Genomic DNA, 15,167 nt, shown 5'->3' with positions numbered 1-15,167 from the left:
CCGGGGGATCCCCCGGAGCCGGCCCGGCCCTGTGGTCATGACGCCCTCGTGGCGCCTGCGGGTGCGCAGCGGGGGGGTAGGCGAGGCCCAGGCGGGAACGTGCCGCACCTGGCTCGGGGCGCCGTTGCCGCACCGGATGCCCAGCTGGCTTGCCGTCGGCGGTTGCCCGGCCTGTCCGCCGCCCTGTCCGCCGCCCGTCGGCGAGTACCGCTCCCGTTCCTCCGCCTGACCCGACCGAACCGGGCCGGTCAGGGCCGGTCAGGGCCGGTCAGGGCCGCCCGCCGGCCCCCTCGGTCACCCCTCGGCCGCCGGCCCCCGCCGCGGGCCGGTGGCAAGCACCCTGGCGACGAAGTCGGCCAGCCGGGCCCGCAGTTCGTCCCGCGACACGCCCTCCTCCCCCATCAGGTGCTCGACGAGGTCGGCCCGGGTGGCGGCGAGCAGGGCGTGCGCGGTGAAGGCGCCGTCGGTGAGGCCGGGGATCTGCTCCAGGACAGCCCGGAGCAGCCCGTGCCACCGCTCGTAGTGCTCCGCCCGGTACGGGCTGCTGCTGCTCCCGCCCTCCTCCAGGGCCAGCGCGAGGCGACGGTTGTCGAGCTTGAAGCACAGGAGGGCGTCGAGCACGGCCGGCACCCGGTCCTGCGGCGGGGTCGCGGGCCCCAGTGGCGGCGGGCCGGTCTCGACGGCCGCCCTGATCGGTTCGAGCCGCGCCTCGTACAGGGCGCGGAGCAGCCCTGCGCGGTCACCGAAGGCCCGGAACAGCGTGCCCTTGCCGACGCCGGCCGCCGCCGCGACCTCGGCCGTGGTGACGTCCTCGGGACTCTCGCGGCGGGCGAAGAGGGCGTCGGCGGCCGCGAGGACGGCCTCGCGGTTGCGGACGGCGTCCTTGCGGGACTTGCGCTCCGTCATGCTGCTCCTTCACTTGCAAAGCGGACCCGGGGTCCGTATCTTCAAAACGGACCCAGGGTCCGGATTATAGGAGCTGGAGGATACCCATGTCCGCACCGACCTCCCCGGCGGATCTGTACCGCCGCGGCCTGCGACTGCTGCTCGACAAGAACATTCCCGCGTGGGTCGCCCTGTGGGCCGACGACGGCCTCATGGAGTTCCCCTTCGCCCCCGAAGGATGGCCCCGACGCCTGGAGGGCAAAGAGGCCGTCGCCGCCTACATGCGCCACTACCCCGACCACATCGACCTGCACGACTTCCCCGACCTGCGGATCCACGAGACCACCGACCCGCGGACCATCGTGGTCGAGATGCGCGGAGTCGGCCGCCTGGTGGAGAGCGGCGCCCCCTTCGACATGACCTACATCGCCGTCGTGACCGTCCGGGACGGGCTCATCACCTCCTACCGCGACTACTGGAACCCCCTCGCCGTCCGGGAATCCGGCACGGCCTTCACCGGGAGCACCCGATGACCACCACCGCCGCGTCGGACAACCGCACCACCGGCACCACGCTGGTCATCGGCGCCACCGGCACCACCGGCAGCCGCACCGTCGCCCGACTGACCGCGGCGGGCCACCGGGTCAGGGCCGCCAGCCGACGGGCCACCCCGGTGCCGGGCACCGAGCCGGTCCCCTTCGACTGGTACGACCCCGCCACCCACGCCGCCGCCCTCACCGGCGTCGACCGCGTCTACCTGATCCCGCCCGTGGGCTCCCCCGACCCCGCCACGACCATGCTGCCGTTCCTCCGCCGGGCCCGCGACGGCGGCGTGCGCCGCGCGGTGCTGCTGAGCTCCTCGGCCATCCCCGAACGCGGTCCGGCCGTCGGAGCGGTGCACCGGGCCCTGCCCGGACTGTTCGACCAGTGGGCGGTGCTGCGACCTTCGTGGTTCATGCAGAACTTCACCGGCTCCCACACGCACGCCCGCAGCATCCGCGACGAGGGCGTCATCCGGACCGCCGCCGCGAACGGCCGGGTCGGCTTCGTCGACGCCGAGGACATCGCGGCCGTCGCCGTCCACGCCCTCACCGACGAGCAGTCCCCCGACACCGACCTCGTCCTCACCGGGCCCGAGGCGCTCAGCCACGACGACATCGCCGCCGTCCTCACCGAGGTCACCGGCCGGCCCGTGGTCCACCAGCACCTGTCCCACCGGCAGTTGTGCGACCGCCTCAGCGCCGAGATCCCCGCCGAGTTCGCCGCGATGCTGGCCGACATGGACCGCGCCATCGCCGACGGGGCGGAGGACCGCGTCACCGACACCGTTCAGCGCCTTACCGGCCGGCCCCCGCGCACCTTCCGTGCCCTCGTCGAAAGGGAGTTGTCCGTACGGTAATTGACGGTTCTTCAGTCGATGGGCTCGGGGCGATCGCCGGTGGACACGCGCGGACAGCACCGGACAGTCCCCGCCGCCGCCCTCCCGGCCCTCGACCCGTAGCACTGCCGGATCGCCGCCGACCAGGACGCGGACAGCCGCTCCGGCATCCTCCCCCGGTCCGGCCCGTCCGCCGACCGGACCCCGCCCACGGCCTGACCTCCGGCCGTGACCGTCGGCGCCGTCCGCCGACCGGAGCGCGCACCGCCACCGCCCGTGGCCGGTGCGCGTTCCCGGTGGCGGGCGCAGTCGGGCGGGGCCGGGCCTGCCCCGGTATACCGTCAGGCGGGCGGCTGCCCCGTCGACGTGGCGTCAGCCGGCGCGGCGGCGGGTGCTGCGGCCGGCGCGGCGGCGGGTGCTGCGGCAGCAGCCGGAGCAGGAGTCGGAGCAGCCGACACCACCGCCCGGGTCCGGGCTTCCTGGGCGGCCATCACCGCGATCGGGTTGACCCCGGCCCGACGGGCCTGCTGCATCGCCGTCAGCCGGTTGACCACCAGGATCGCCGCGACCGCCGCGACCAGCCGCAGCACCGCCCCGGCGGCCTCCACCCGGATGGCGTTGCGCAGGTCCTCCAGATCGCCGCGGTCCGACGGGACCACGTGAGGCAGCATGGAGCCCGCGATCCGGTTGACGACGATCGCGCCGATCCAGGTGGCCCACCAGAGGGCGACCACGGCCTCCGACGGCGTGCGCCGCCGTCCCTCCGCGTCCAGCGGCGCGCTCGCCCGCCAGCAGTCGACCATCAGCTGCCAGGGGAACCAGAGCAGGACGACCGGCGTGATCCAGGACCCGATGGTCCAGCCGCGGCCGAGCCGGTGCCCGTTCGGCAGCAGCAGGTCGGCGTTCTGACGGATGCGGTAGAACCAGACGACGAACACCACCGCGGTGGCCAGCACCAACGGGAGGAACACGCCGTCCAGCACGCGCGCCAGCGAGTGTGTGACGTCGAAGTCGTCGGCGCTGACATTGCCCGACCCGTCCAGCGCCCGGCCCAGGAGCACGTCGGTCCAGAGGTCGACGGCGACCGCGACCGCCGACACCGCGGCGTTCAGCGCCAGCAGGGCGTAGACCGCCACGGCGAGGCCGTTCGCCGGTCGCATCGCCGCCGCCCACCCCGGAACCGCCTCCGCGCAGCCGAAGCAGCGGCCACTGTCGGTCCCCGCAGGGCGCGCCCCGCACGCCAGACACACCATCAGATCGTCAACTCCTGGAAATCCTCGCGCGCTCGACCGCGCACGCCGGTACGCCACCACCCCGACCGGGACGGGCGCGCCGACTCTAGGGGATCCACGACGTCGGCTGCCACCACGAATTCGCAGCTCAGAGGCGGTATCGCCAGATATCCGACAGATCGCTGCGACATTCCGGACCCGGGAACCGGATCGGGTGCGGCATCCCCCTCCGGCGCCAGCCCGACCGATCTTCTTGTGTGACTGGCGGGCCCTCCCGGCGAAGGCTGGTGAAGGACCTGCGGGGAACGAGCGCGCGCGACCACCGGATGACCACGACCGCCACCACGACCACGACCGGGCTACTCGTACCGTCGCCTGAGCTGCGCGACGCCGTGTTCGGCCACGGCGTCGAGCAGACCCTCCTTGTCGTCTAAGAGCCGGTACAGCGCGGGCGGTTGAAGTCCGGCGGTGTCAGCGACGGCCCGCGCGGTGACCGCATCGCGGACCCCGCGCTCCCACAGGTCGATCGCCGCTTCGATGATCCTGCGGCGGGTCCGTTCGCGCGCGGGGAGGCCGCTCTCGGCAGCAGGCCGTCCGGGGGTGGGGTCCAGGGACATGACCACCGCGGACCCCCGCCCGCGGCTTCGGCGACAGCCCCGTCGCGAAGAACCTGCACGAGGTCGGCGAGCAGCGCCTGGCCCACATGGACGACCAGGGCATCGACGTCGCCGTGCTCTCCCTGTCGTCACCCGGCGTGCAGGACCTGCCCGAGGCGGACGCGGTCCCCGTGGCCCGCGACGCCAACGACGAACTCGCCGCGATCGTCGCCTCCCGCCCCGACCGGTACCAGGCGTTCGCCGCGATCCCCACCCGGTCACCCGCCGCCGCGGCGGCCGAACTGGAGCGCGCGGTCGTCGAACTCGGCTTCCCCGGCGCCATGCTACGGCCGCACCGGCGACAAGCCGACCGACCACCCCGACAACGACGAGCTGTACGCCACCGCCGAACGCCTCGGCGTGCCACTGCACTTCCACCCGCAGACACCGGTCCAGCCCGTCCTCGACGCCTACTACTCCGACCTCGGCGCCATGGGCCCGATCCTGGCCGGGCCCGGCATCGGCTGGTACTACGACCTCGGCCTCCAGTACCTGCGCATGATCTTCTCCGGCGTCTTCGACCGCTTCCCCGGCCTGCAGGTCATCGCCGGACACTGGGGCGAGATCGTCATGTTCCACCTCGACCACGTCGGGTTCTTCGCCGAGGCGGGCGGCCTGAGGCAGCCCCTCGCCGACTACTGGAGGAAGAACTTCTGGGTCGCGGGCAGCGGCACCAACAGCCCCCGGTACCTGCGTTGGACCGCGGAGGTCATGGGGACCGACCGGATGCTGTACTCCACCGACTACCCCTTCACCTACGGCTTCCGCCCCGGCGGCTTCCCCTACGTCGACACCAGCAACGGCGCGGCCCGCTCCTTCCTGGAGAACGCGCCCTTCACCGAGGACCGGAAGGCCGACATCGGCCACCGCAACTGGGAACGCCTCACCGCCCGCGCCGAACGCCCCGCCGGGTAGGGCACGCCCACCCGGGACCGTCCCGTCAGCGGTCTCCGCCGCGTGGCCCGCGGGCGGCGGTCAGTCCGAGGTGGCGGCGCCGGAGTGGTCGTCCTGTCGCGCGACGCTCTCCGTCCACTCGGGGAACCGCGTCACGGGTATCGCGGGCGAGGCGGGGAAGCCGGGGCGCAACGACCCGGCGGGGAGGAACACCACACGGCACCGTCGGCACAACCAGGTCTCCCGCCAGACCTGTTGGAGCTGCTGCCACTGCTCATAGGTCCCCGGCCACCGGTCCGCCGTGTCGCTCCGCCGGCTCCGGTGGTCGGCGTGGACGGCGAGTCCGATGCCCAGCAGGATCGCGGCGACGAGGAACCCGCCGTAGTGGTAGCCGACCCGGTAGGCGGTGTCGGAGCTGCCGCCGTCATCGCCGGAGAGCAGCGTGCGCAGTCCCACCAGGCCTGCGAGACCGGCCAGGACGAACAGGGTGATCGCGGCCCCGGTCGATTTCCCGGGCTCGGGTCGCATCGACAGCAGTTCCCGCGTCTGCGGGTCGAGCGGGCGGTCGGCGTCCAGCAGGGCTTTGCGAACGGCGACGGTTCCGTCGGTCGCGGCGCACGTGGGACAGCTGACGCTCATCGGGACACGGCTCCGGAGTGCTGCGGGGTGGATTCGGAAGAGTACGCAGTACAGCACGGGGTTTGACGGCCCGTACGGGCGGGGCCCTGGCTCCGGGGCCCCGGCTCCGGCTCCGGCTCCGGCTCCGGATGGAAGGCCGGGCGGAGCCGGGTGGCCCGCGGGCGGTCAGCGGTGGGCGAGGACCGCGAGGTCGGCGCCGAAGGCGACCACCAGCCGGCTGTCCGGGGTGACCGCGAGGCCGCGGATGCCGGCGGGGAACGTGTACCCGCCGGTCTGCTCCCCCGTGGTGGCCTCCCACACCCGTACCGTTCCGTCGTCCCCACCGGCCGCGACGACGGGACGGCCGTCCCGCGTCCCGACCGCCCCGGCCTGCACCCGGCCGGTGTGTCCCGTCAGGGGCGGTCCCAGCGGCTCGCCGGTGGCCAGGTCCCACAGGTGGGCCGTGTCCGTCCCACGCCCGGTCAGCACGACGGGGCGGCCGTCGAGTTCCTCCAGGGCCATGGCGCCACGCTTCCGGGGCTGCACGCCGATCCAGGCGCCCGCCGTCAGGTCCCACACCCGGCCTTCCCAGGTCACGGCGACGAAGCGGCCTTCGACGGTCGCGAAGAAGTCGATGGACGAGCTGGTGTAAGCGCTGGTCGTCCGGCCGTGCAGCGGTTCCCGGCTCGCGAGATCCCAGATCCGCACCGCCTCCGAGGAGGCACGCGTGAGGAGGGCGGGGCGCCCGTCGACCGTTCCCGCCGTCACCAGGTGCACGGCCCCGGTGTGGCCGGCCAGGGGCTCCCCGAGCTGTCTGCCGTCGAGGTCCCAGATCCGCACCAGCCGGTCCGCCCCGCCGGTGACGATGACGGGACGGCCGTCCGCGACGGCCGTGGTGACCCGGTGCACGGGCCCCGCGTGACCGGCCGGCCGACCGGCCCCCGCCCGCTCGCCGTCGAGGTCCCAGACGCGCACCGAGCGGTCGTCGCCCCCGGTGACGGCGAGGTGACGCCCCTTCACCACCGCGGTCGCCACTGCCCGGACCGTCCCCGCATGGCCGATCAGCGGCAGCCGCAGGTGCGTGCGGGTGGACAGGTCCCACACCTGGACCGGCCCGCCACCGCCGGCGACCAGGGCGGTGGGGCGGCCCCGGAGTACCCGCACGGCCGCCGCCTCCACGAATCCCGGGCCCGGTCCACCGACCTGTTCGCCCGTGGCGAGGTCCCAGACCCAGGAGTCGTACGCGTTGGCGCTGACGGCCAGCGGGGACTCGAACGCCGGGTCCGTCGCCAGGACGTGCGTCCGGGCGTTGAGTTCCAGGGTCACGCAGCCGCGTCCCCCGTGGTCGTCGTCATCGTCCGTGGAGGTGACACCGGCGTCGGCGGCGTCGGCGGCGTCGGCGTCGCTGCCGACGCCCAGCTCACGCCCGGTGGTCAGGTCCCACCGCCGGACGACTCCGTCGTTGTGGCCGGTGACGGCGACGGGCCGGCCGTCCGCCACGGCCGTCGCCAGCGCGCCCGCGAAGCCGGTGCGTATGGTCAGGAGCTCGTCGCTGCCGGTGGGGGCGGCCAGGTCCCACACCCGCAGGACGCCGTCGGTCCCGGCGCTGACGACGACCGGACGGCCCTCGACCGGTACGGTGGCGAGCTCGTTGACCCAGGAGTCTTCGGCGCCCCGGTGCGTGGCGAGCGGTTCCCCCTCGGCGAGGTCCCACACCCGGACCGCCCCTGCGGCGTGGCCGGTGACGGCGACGGGACGGCCGCCCAGCACCGCCGTCGCCAGGGCTCGCACCGCGTCGGTGTCACCGGTCGCGACGGTGCCGAGCTTCCGGCCGGTGGCCGGGTCCCACCAGTGCAGCGAGCCGTCCTTGCAGCCGGCGACCGCGAGCCCGCGGTCCGCCACGACGACGGTCGCCACCACGCCCACCTCGGCCGGTGCGGGCAGGGCGTGGCGCAGCCGGGAGTCCACGTCGGTCCCGGTCGCCCACTGCACGGCCCAGGGGTCGTCGGCGTCCTGGTGACCGACCGCCACCGCGGCGAGGCTGCGGGCCAGTTCGCGGTCGCCGTGCCGGGCGGCGTCCAGCGCCAGCAGCTGCCGTCGCACCGGCGCGCCGGACTCGCGGTGCAGGTGCCCCGACGTCCGGTACACGGCGGCGGCCGCCGTCTCCTCCGGTCCGACGGCGCCGTCCAGCGCCGCGACGACCTGCTCGGGGTCGGCGTTCACCAGCCACGCCGGATCGGTCAACCGCGCACCCGTCGGGGCGACTTCGCGGCGCGGACCATCACTCGGGACATCAGCAGTCATGACCGGCACGATAACCACACCCGCACGGCCGTGCCTCACCGCGGCCGTGCCTCACCGCGGCCGTGCCTCGCCGCGTCCGTGCCTCGCCGCGTCCGTGCCTCACTCGTCGAGCAGGATCGCGGCGACCGCCTCCGGGTCCTCGTGCATCGCGTCGTGGCCGGTCGGGAGGTCGTGGACCCGCCACCCGGGATCGGCCCGCAGGCGGGTGCGGAGGTCGGCGAACGGCGTCCGGTCCTCCCACCCCGAGCAGTAGACGAACTCCCGCCGGGGGATCCGGTCGTGCGCGCCCGTGAGCCGGATGCTCTGCAGGAACGAGGCGAGCGGGTGGGGCCGGCGGCGGGGATCTCCGCCGGCCGGCGGCCCGACGGCGTGGCCGGTGGCCGCGGCGCCGACGGCGAACACGTCCCGGAAGTGGTCGTTCGTCGCCGACCAGCACGAATCGCCGTCGTGCGGCACGTAGGCGTCCAGGTGCACCAGCCGTGAGATCCGGCCGTCGGCACGGTCGGCGGCGGCCGCGACCACCATCCCGGCGTAGCTGTGGCCGACCAGCGTCGCGCCGGTGACGTGATGGCGGTCGAGGTGCCGCAGCACGTCGTCGGCGTGCGTGTCGAGGTTGGCGGTCGCGACCGTCGCGGGGTCGTCGTCCGGCCGAAGACCCGTCAGGGTCAGGGCGTGAACGGTGTGCCCGGCGCGCTCCAGCAGCGGGACCACCGCCTCGTACGCCCAGGCGCCCTTCCAGGCGCCGGGAACGAGGACGAACGTCGTCATGCGGGTCTCCTTCTCGCTCGGACCGCGGCATCGAGGCACACCGCCCCGACGCCGTGTGGCGCGTCGGGCGCTCCGGCGACCGACGGCCACGCGGCCTGAAGGAAGTCTCACCGGGCCCGGGGGTGGCGTGCGACCGGTACGATGCCAACCGATGCCTGTTCGCCGCCAACCTTCCCGGACCGCCGCCGTGACGTCACAGGTGTGGCCCTCCGCCGGGCGTCACCTCTGGCCGTCCGGTGCCGCGAGCGCAGCGCAGTCGCACGACCGGGGGCACCTGGTGTACGCGGCCGACGGCGTCCTGACGGTGCACACCGAGCGCGGCACGTCCGTCGTCCCCGCCAACCGGGTCGCCTGGACCCCGGCCGGGTTCACGCACCACCACCGCGCCCACGGCGACACCGACATGCGGATCGTCTTCCTCCCGCCGTCCCTGGCCCGGCTGGTACCGGACCGTCCCGCCGTGTTCCTGGCGTCCGCCCTCGCCCGCGAGGTCCTGCTCGTCCTCACCCGGCCCCCCGGCAACGCAGACGCCGCGCCCGATCGCACCCGCTCCGCGCGCTCCCGCCTGCTGCGCGTCCTCGTCGACGAACTCCACGAGGCGGACGAGCAGGCACTGCACCTGCCGGAGCCCCGGGACGACCGGCTGCGGGCCGTCTCCCGGTTGCTCTACGAGGACCCGGCGGAGAACTCCACGCTGGCCGAACTCGGCACGAGGATCGGGGCGAGCACCCGCACCCTCAGCCGGCTGTTCCGCACCGAGCTCGGCATGACGTTCTACGAGTGGCGCACCCAACTGCGCGTCCACCACGCGCTCGTGCTGCTCTCCGACGGCCACGACACCGTCCGCACCGCCTACGCCTGCGGGTGGGCCAGCCCCAGCAGTTTCATCGCGGCGTTCACCGACGTCATGGGCACGACCCCGGGCCGCTACCGGTCCGGTCACCGGACCGCCGCCGGCGCCCCCGGCCGCCCGGCGGCGGTCGAGTCCTGAGATCGACCGGTCGCCGACCGTGCCCGAGATCGGCGAACTGTGTTTCCCTGCGGCCGACTTGTTCACCACCGCCGTCACCCGTCGCGCCGGCACGGGCCGTTGGTCCAGGCCGGAAGCGGGCCGGCGCCCGGACCGGGCCGGGCGCAGGCGGGCGGCCGTACCCCCGTGACGGCCGCCCGCCGCCGCACCGGGCCTACGGGTGGTAGACGACCTCCGGGAAGGCCTTCGACGGTCCGTCGAGCAGGTCGCCGCAGTGCCGGTTGCGCAGGTGGAGGTCGAAGAAGGCGCGCGGGTAGGCCTGTTGGATGCGGGTGCCGCGGTCGGGGTCGAGGGTGCCGACCTGCGCCTGGATCTGCTCCTCGGTCATCCCGATCAGCCGGCCCGCCTGCGGGATCAGCGTCATGTTGTCGCCGTACGAGGTGTGCATGGCGCCCGTGGCCTGGACGTCGAGGCGCCAGCCGCGCAGGTGGCCCCAGAAGGTCTCGACGTACGGGCTGGCGGCCCGGGTGTAGGCGGCGGTCATCAGCATGAACGGCCGGTCGATGTCGGTGGTGATGGCGGGGTTCGACTCCATCCGGCCGTCGAAGGTGAGGCCGGCGCGGATGCGCGGGTCGGCGACCATGGCGAGGGCGGCGGCGGTGCCGCCCTTGGACCAGCCGGAGACGCCGATGTTCCGCGCGTCCAGGGCGCCGAGCAGGCCGGCCGGCAGGGCGCGGCCGTCGACGTCGGGGTTGCGCCCGTTGGCGAGGTCGATGGCGCGTTCGAGCAGGAACAGCAGGTCGGCGGCGTAGTCCTTCGGAGCCAGCCCCGGGGCGACGCCGTCCCGGGTGACCACCGTCCCGTCCGGGAACTCGGTGATGCCGTCGTGGGTGTGGTCGACGGTGACGACGGCGAAGCCGTGGCTGGCCAACTCCTGCACCACGATGGTGTGGTCACCGCGGTGGCCGCCCGCGCCGTGCGAGTAGAGGACGACGGGCAGTGGCCGGCCGGTCCGGTGCACGGGCGCGCCCTGGTGGCCGGCGGTCAGCGGGACGAGGGAGGGGTCGAGCGGGAATCCGGTGTCGTCGAGGAAGGCGCGCAGCGCGCCCGGGGTCATCCAGGGGGCGAGCGGGTACGCGTCGGCGTTCGCGGCCCGGGCCGGGTACCAGACGCTGGCCATCAGCTCGCGGAACTTCCCGGGCCTGGCGTTCGGGTCGAGCCGGGACTCGTCGCGCAGGTGCAGCGGCACCATGCCCACCGGGAACGGGCCGGTGGGCGCCGTCAGGGTGAGCCGCGCGGGGGAGCCGGTACCGCCGGAGGCAGGGCCGGCGGGGGCCGGAGAGGCGGGAGCGGCCGAGGCGGTGCGGGCAAGGCCCAGCGGCGCGGCGGCGCCCAGGGCGAGGGCGGCGCCCAGCATGCGGCGGCGGCTCGTTCCGGTACGGCGTGCGCCCGGCGCGGTGTCCATCGGTGTGTTGTCCGTCGACCTGGTGTCCATCGGCGTGGTGTCCATGCGCAAAACGCTGTCACGCGGGGCGGGCGGGCAGCATCAGTCCACCGATTGATCCTCCGTCAGTTGCCATTGGCCCACGGGTTTACATCCCCGGGCTGATGCGGAACGGCCGCGGACGGGGTCCACCGCGCCCCCCGGCCGACCGCCGGCGGTACGCCGCCCCGGCCCGGTCCCGCACTCGGCGCCGGCGCCCCGGGTGTGCGGACGTCGCCACGCGGGGCCCTGGTGCACGCCGGTCCTGCTCCGTACGATCGCGGCGGACACCTACGAGGGGGAAAACACCGTGGACGGACAGGAGTTGGCCGCAGCAGCGGTCGAAGTGCTGATCGGATCCTCCGCCCACGCGGGACCGCCCGGAGCGCCGGGAGACGGCCTGATCCGGCTCCTGCGCGAACGGCTCGGCCGGACCACGATCGGCACCGCCGTGCTCCACCGGCTCGACACCGAGGGCGGGGGCGGTGGCGCGGCGGACATCGCCCGCAGCGTCCTGGCCGACGAGATCGCCCGCGACCCCGCGTTCGGGCACCAGGTGCACACCGCGCTGGGCGCCCGCGGACCCGTGCCACCGGCCGTGCCCACGGGCCCACCGCCCCAACTCACGCCCCCACCCCCGTCGTACGCGCCCACGCACGCGGCGCCGTACCCGCCCGCAGCGCCGTACCCGACGCCCGCCGGGCCGGCCGCACCCGCCGGGCCACCGCAGTCCCGCCCGCGCCCGACCAGGGCCAGGACCCTCGCCGTCTGGCTGCTCGGCCTGCCGCAGTACCTCCTGCTCTACGTCGCCGCCTCCCTCGGCGAGAGCCTCCTCCCCTCAGGACTCCCGGCCGCCGTCTCGGTCCTGATCGTCCTCGCCTCCCTGGGACTCCTCGCCGCCGGCACCGTCCTCGGCGTCACGGCGCTGCTCCGGTCGAGCAGCCCCATGCTGATCGTCGGCACCGTGATCGTCCTCCTGCTGCTGCTCGACGTGCTCTGGATCCGGGTGCATCAGCTGACCGGCTGACGTCGGCGCAGGACGGGAACACGCGACCGGGTGAACCCGTCCCGAACCGGTGGCGGATCCCCGGCCGCGCGCGTCCCGCTCCTCGTCCCGGCTCCCGGCTCCCGGCTCCCGGCTCCCGGCAGAACCGTGCCGACCTGCGACGTCGGCCCGAACCGGCCCTGGCAGACCCAGGAACGGCAGGGCCCTGGTTCGCCGTCGCGGCCGGACGGAGAGTGGTGCGCAGCGGCCCCGCCGGGGGATCAGCCGGTCCACCGGGACCGGTCCGCACAGCAGACCCAGGAGCACCCGTGAGCTACCCCGCCCTCGCCGACCGCACCGCCGTCGTCACCGGAGCCGCCAGCGGCATGGGCGCGGCCACCGCTCGGCTGTTCGCCGCAAGTGGTGCCCGCGTCGTGCTGCTCTCGCGGCGCACCGACCGGCTGGAGGTGCTGGTCGCGGAACTCGCCGCCGCCGGGGGCCGGGCCCTCGCGGTCCCCGCCGACATCACCGACCAGGGCTCCGTCGACGCCGCCGCCGAGGCCGTCCACGACGCGTACGGCCGGGTCGACCTGGTGGTGAACAACGCCGGTGTGATGCTGCCCAACCCCCTCGCGGACGGCCGGCTCGACGAGTGGACCCGCATGATCGACACCAATCTCACCGGAGCCCTGCGCGTGATCCGGGCCTTCGCTCCGGACCTCACCGCGGCCGCCGCCGACGGCCGCACCGCCGACCTGGTCAACGTCTCCTCCATCGCCTCCCACGTCCTCTTCCCGGACTACGCCGTGTACGGCGCCACCAAGGCCGCCCTCACCCAGCTGTCCGCCGCGCTGCGCACCGAGCTGGGCCCACGTGACGTCCGGGTCAGCACCGTCGAGCCGGGCCTGACCGACACCGAGCTCGCCGAGCACATCGACAACCCGGCGCTGCGCGAGCAGCTCGGCGGGATGTTCACCGCGATCCCCGCCCTCACCGCCGAGGACATCGCCGACCTCGTCGCCTACACCGTCAGCCGCCCCCGGCGCGTCAACCTCCGCCAGTCGATCGTGCTGCCGACCCGTCAGGCCTGACCGCGGGGCCAGGAGCCTGGTCCTGGCAGGGCCAGGCTCCGCACCGGCGCGTACGGGCACAATCAGCCGTATGAGTTCAACGACCGGCCTGGGCGCGTTCCTCCGGACCCGCCGCTCCCGCCTGCGCCCCGAGGACGTCGCCCTGCCGGACTACGGCGGCCGGCGCCGGGTCCGGGGTCTGCGCCGCGAGGAGACGGCCCAGCTCGCCGGCGTCAGCGTCGACTACTACACCCGGATGGAACAGGGCCGCGTGCCCAACCCCTCCACGGCCGTCCTGGACGCGCTCGCCCGCGCCCTGCGCCTGGACGAGGACGAGACCCGGCACCTCCACCGCCTCGCCCAGCCAGGCCCCCCGGCACGGCGCACTCCCCCTCCCCCGTCCGACCGCCGGCAGGTACGCCCCATGTTGCGGCGGCTGCTGGAGGAGCTGCGGGACATCCCGGCCGTGGTGATGGGCCGGCGCATGGACGTCCTCGCCTGGAACGCGGCCGCCTGCGCCCTCCTGGGCGACTACGCGGCGCTGGAGCCCGCCGAGCGCAACATCGCCCGGATCACCTTCCTCGACCCCGCCTCCCGGGAGCTCTTCGCGGACTGGAGTGCCTGCGCCCGCGAGAACGTGGCCTACCTGCGCCTGGAGGCGGGCCGCCACCCGGACGACCTGCAGCTGGCCGCCCTCGTCGGCGAACTGTCCCTGAAGAGCGAGGAGTTCTGCCACTGGTGGGCCGAGCATCCGGTACAGGACAAGACCTCCGGGACCAAACGGTTCCGCCACCCCGTCGTCGGGGAGCTGGAGTTGACGTACGAGACGCTGCGAGCCGCGGACGATCCCGGCCAGGCCCTGATCACCTACGCCGCCACCCCGGGCACCCCCTCGCACGACGCCCTGCACATGCTGCTGGCGTGGGCCGCTCCGCCCGCCGCCACCGCCCCGCCCGGCGCCGACGGCCGGCACCGGGCGGTCCGGAACGACTCCGGGCCGGCGTCGGCACCGGACGGTCGGTAGCCCGACCGGCGCCCCGGGCCCGGGGCGCGCCACGCCCGGCGCGGCGGCCGGCGGCGGCGAGGTGGCGGTGCCGGGTCACCGGTCGGAGTGCACTCTTCCGCGGCCCCGCGCGTTCGGCCGAGCCGGGCGCCCGGCACGCCCTACCGTGCCTCGGGAACGACCCGGGCGGACCGCCGCCCGGGTCCAGGCCCCACGGAGGAACCTTGACCACGACCAGCGGCCTCGCCGACCTCACCGGGGACTACGTCCTCGACCCCGCCCACACCCGGATCGGCTTCGTCGCCCGCCACGCCATGGTGACCAAGGTCCGCGGCGCGTTCCACGCCTTCGAAGGCTCCGCCCACCTCGACGGCACGGACCCGTCCCGCTCGTCCGGCCAGGTGGTGATCAAGACCGAGAGCATCGACACCGGCGTCGAACAGCGTGACCAGCACCTGCGCGCCAACGACTTCCTGGACGCGCCGGCCTTCCCCGAGATCACCTTCCGCAGCACCGCGGTCGAGGCCCGCTCCGACTCCGAGTACCGGGTCACCGGCGACCTCACCGTCAAGGACACCACCCGCTCCGTCACCATCGACTTCGAGTACACCGGCAACGCCGTCGACCCGTACGGCAACCTCCGGGTCGGTCTGGAGGGCTCGGTCACCATCTCCCGCAAGGACTACGGCGTGACCTGGAACGCGGCCCTGGAGGGCGGCGGCGTCCTGGTCGGCGACAAGGTCGTCCTGGAGTTCGACATCTCCGCGATCAAGCAGAAGTAGCGGCGGCGGCCCCGGCCGGCGGCGCCACCGTACGGGAGACGGTCCTGGGGGGCGGGGCCCCCCGTGCGGGGCGCCCCCCCCCCCGGCCCCGGGGGGGCGGCCGGGGGCCGGCCCCCCCCCCCGGGGGGGGTTAAAAAAA

The 15,167-nt window shown here is 74.8% G+C and carries 13 protein-coding genes and 2 pseudogenes; 8 read left to right on the top strand and 7 right to left on the bottom strand.

Features of this window, described 5'->3' with window-relative positions; genetic code table 11:
• Window positions 1-294 precede the first annotated feature (294 nt).
• Entirely contained in the window at window positions 295-906 is a 612-nt protein-coding gene (locus ACFV0O_RS02715; RefSeq protein ID WP_380335340.1) for a TetR family transcriptional regulator, read from the bottom strand.
• An 86-nt stretch (window positions 907-992) separates the two neighbouring features.
• On the opposite strand from ACFV0O_RS02715, the gene ACFV0O_RS02710 reads away from it, so the two are divergent.
• Both ACFV0O_RS02710 and ACFV0O_RS02705 read left to right on the top strand, forming a co-directional pair.
• Entirely contained in the window at window positions 993-1,418 is a 426-nt protein-coding gene (locus tag ACFV0O_RS02710) for a nuclear transport factor 2 family protein (protein ID WP_380335337.1), read from the top strand.
• A complete protein-coding gene (locus tag ACFV0O_RS02705) occupies window positions 1,415-2,284 on the top strand; it encodes an NAD(P)H-binding protein (protein WP_380335334.1) in 870 nt (289 codons plus the stop codon). Before ACFV0O_RS02710 ends, ACFV0O_RS02705 begins: the two co-directional genes overlap by 4 nt.
• A 320-nt stretch (window positions 2,285-2,604) precedes the next feature.
• On the opposite strand, the gene ACFV0O_RS02700 is transcribed toward ACFV0O_RS02705, so the two are convergent.
• Both ACFV0O_RS02700 and ACFV0O_RS02695 read right to left on the bottom strand, forming a co-directional pair.
• Complete coding sequence (locus ACFV0O_RS02700) at window positions 2,605-3,423, bottom strand: DUF4328 domain-containing protein (RefSeq protein WP_380335331.1); 819 nt, start codon at window positions 3,421-3,423, stop codon at window positions 2,605-2,607.
• A gap of 452 nt (window positions 3,424-3,875) precedes the next feature.
• A pseudogene (locus tag ACFV0O_RS02695) lies at window positions 3,876-4,112 on the bottom strand (TetR family transcriptional regulator); the annotation flags it as partial.
• An 86-nt stretch (window positions 4,113-4,198) separates the two neighbouring features.
• Here ACFV0O_RS02695 and ACFV0O_RS02690 point away from each other — a divergent pair.
• Window positions 4,199-5,066 (top strand): annotated as a pseudogene (locus ACFV0O_RS02690) (amidohydrolase family protein).
• A 60-nt stretch (window positions 5,067-5,126) separates the two neighbouring features.
• Here the strand turns inward: ACFV0O_RS02690 and ACFV0O_RS02685 are convergent.
• The 3 genes from ACFV0O_RS02685 to ACFV0O_RS02675 form a co-directional block, all read right to left on the bottom strand.
• On the bottom strand, window positions 5,127-5,684 hold the full coding sequence (locus tag ACFV0O_RS02685) for a hypothetical protein (RefSeq protein ID WP_380335328.1): 558 nt from the start codon (window positions 5,682-5,684) through the stop codon (window positions 5,127-5,129).
• Between the two features lie 165 nt (window positions 5,685-5,849).
• Window positions 5,850-7,967 (bottom strand): WD40 repeat domain-containing protein, encoded by a 2,118-nt coding sequence (locus ACFV0O_RS02680; protein WP_380335325.1) that lies wholly within the window; start codon window positions 7,965-7,967, stop codon window positions 5,850-5,852.
• A 99-nt stretch (window positions 7,968-8,066) separates the two neighbouring features.
• Window positions 8,067-8,735 carry an alpha/beta fold hydrolase gene (locus ACFV0O_RS02675; RefSeq protein WP_380335322.1) on the bottom strand — a complete coding sequence of 223 codons (669 nt, stop codon included), beginning with the start codon at window positions 8,733-8,735 and terminating at the stop codon, window positions 8,067-8,069.
• Between the two features lie 187 nt (window positions 8,736-8,922).
• Here ACFV0O_RS02675 and ACFV0O_RS02670 point away from each other — a divergent pair, with 187 nt between their 5' ends.
• Complete coding sequence (locus ACFV0O_RS02670; RefSeq protein ID WP_380335319.1) at window positions 8,923-9,726, top strand: helix-turn-helix domain-containing protein; 804 nt, start codon at window positions 8,923-8,925, stop codon at window positions 9,724-9,726.
• A 193-nt stretch (window positions 9,727-9,919) separates the two neighbouring features.
• Here ACFV0O_RS02670 and ACFV0O_RS02665 read toward each other — a convergent pair whose 3' ends face one another.
• Window positions 9,920-11,215 carry an alpha/beta hydrolase family protein gene (locus tag ACFV0O_RS02665; RefSeq protein ID WP_380335317.1) on the bottom strand — a complete coding sequence of 432 codons (1,296 nt, stop codon included), beginning with the start codon at window positions 11,213-11,215 and terminating at the stop codon, window positions 9,920-9,922.
• 283 nt (window positions 11,216-11,498) lie between these two features.
• Here ACFV0O_RS02665 and ACFV0O_RS02660 point away from each other — a divergent pair, with 283 nt between their 5' ends.
• From ACFV0O_RS02660 to ACFV0O_RS02645, 4 genes are all read left to right on the top strand, one after another.
• Entirely contained in the window at window positions 11,499-12,215 is a 717-nt protein-coding gene (locus ACFV0O_RS02660; protein ID WP_380335314.1) for a hypothetical protein, read from the top strand.
• Window positions 12,216-12,502: 287 nt separating this feature from the next.
• Window positions 12,503-13,264, top strand: a complete 762-nt coding sequence (locus ACFV0O_RS02655; RefSeq protein WP_380335311.1) for an SDR family oxidoreductase — start codon at window positions 12,503-12,505, stop codon at window positions 13,262-13,264.
• A 70-nt stretch (window positions 13,265-13,334) separates the two neighbouring features.
• Complete coding sequence (locus ACFV0O_RS02650) at window positions 13,335-14,267, top strand: helix-turn-helix transcriptional regulator (protein WP_380335308.1); 933 nt, start codon at window positions 13,335-13,337, stop codon at window positions 14,265-14,267.
• A 203-nt stretch (window positions 14,268-14,470) separates the two neighbouring features.
• On the top strand, window positions 14,471-15,028 hold the full coding sequence (locus tag ACFV0O_RS02645; protein ID WP_380335305.1) for a YceI family protein: 558 nt from the start codon (window positions 14,471-14,473) through the stop codon (window positions 15,026-15,028).
• The last annotated feature ends 139 nt before the right edge of the window (window positions 15,029-15,167 follow it).

Source organism: Kitasatospora sp. NPDC059577 (genome assembly GCF_042735475.1).
Lineage (GTDB): Bacteria > Actinomycetota > Actinomycetes > Streptomycetales > Streptomycetaceae > Kitasatospora.
Note: the sequence above shows the minus strand (reverse complement) of the source record. Positions and strands in the feature narration are given on the sequence as shown.

Coding starts and splice junctions, on each gene's coding strand:
- ACFV0O_RS02715 (WP_380335340.1), bottom strand. CDS start 906: ATGACGGAGCGCAAGTCCCGCAAGGACGCCGTCCGCAACCGCGAGGCC.
- ACFV0O_RS02710 (WP_380335337.1), top strand. CDS start 993: ATGTCCGCACCGACCTCCCCGGCGGATCTGTACCGCCGCGGCCTGCGA.
- ACFV0O_RS02705 (WP_380335334.1), top strand. CDS start 1,415: ATGACCACCACCGCCGCGTCGGACAACCGCACCACCGGCACCACGCTG.
- ACFV0O_RS02700 (WP_380335331.1), bottom strand. CDS start 3,423: ATGCGACCGGCGAACGGCCTCGCCGTGGCGGTCTACGCCCTGCTGGCG.
- ACFV0O_RS02685 (WP_380335328.1), bottom strand. CDS start 5,684: ATGAGCGTCAGCTGTCCCACGTGCGCCGCGACCGACGGAACCGTCGCC.
- ACFV0O_RS02680 (WP_380335325.1), bottom strand. CDS start 7,967: ATGACTGCTGATGTCCCGAGTGATGGTCCGCGCCGCGAAGTCGCCCCG.
- ACFV0O_RS02675 (WP_380335322.1), bottom strand. CDS start 8,735: ATGACGACGTTCGTCCTCGTTCCCGGCGCCTGGAAGGGCGCCTGGGCG.
- ACFV0O_RS02665 (WP_380335317.1), bottom strand. CDS start 11,215: ATGGACACCACGCCGATGGACACCAGGTCGACGGACAACACACCGATG.
- ACFV0O_RS02650 (WP_380335308.1), top strand. CDS start 13,335: ATGAGTTCAACGACCGGCCTGGGCGCGTTCCTCCGGACCCGCCGCTCC.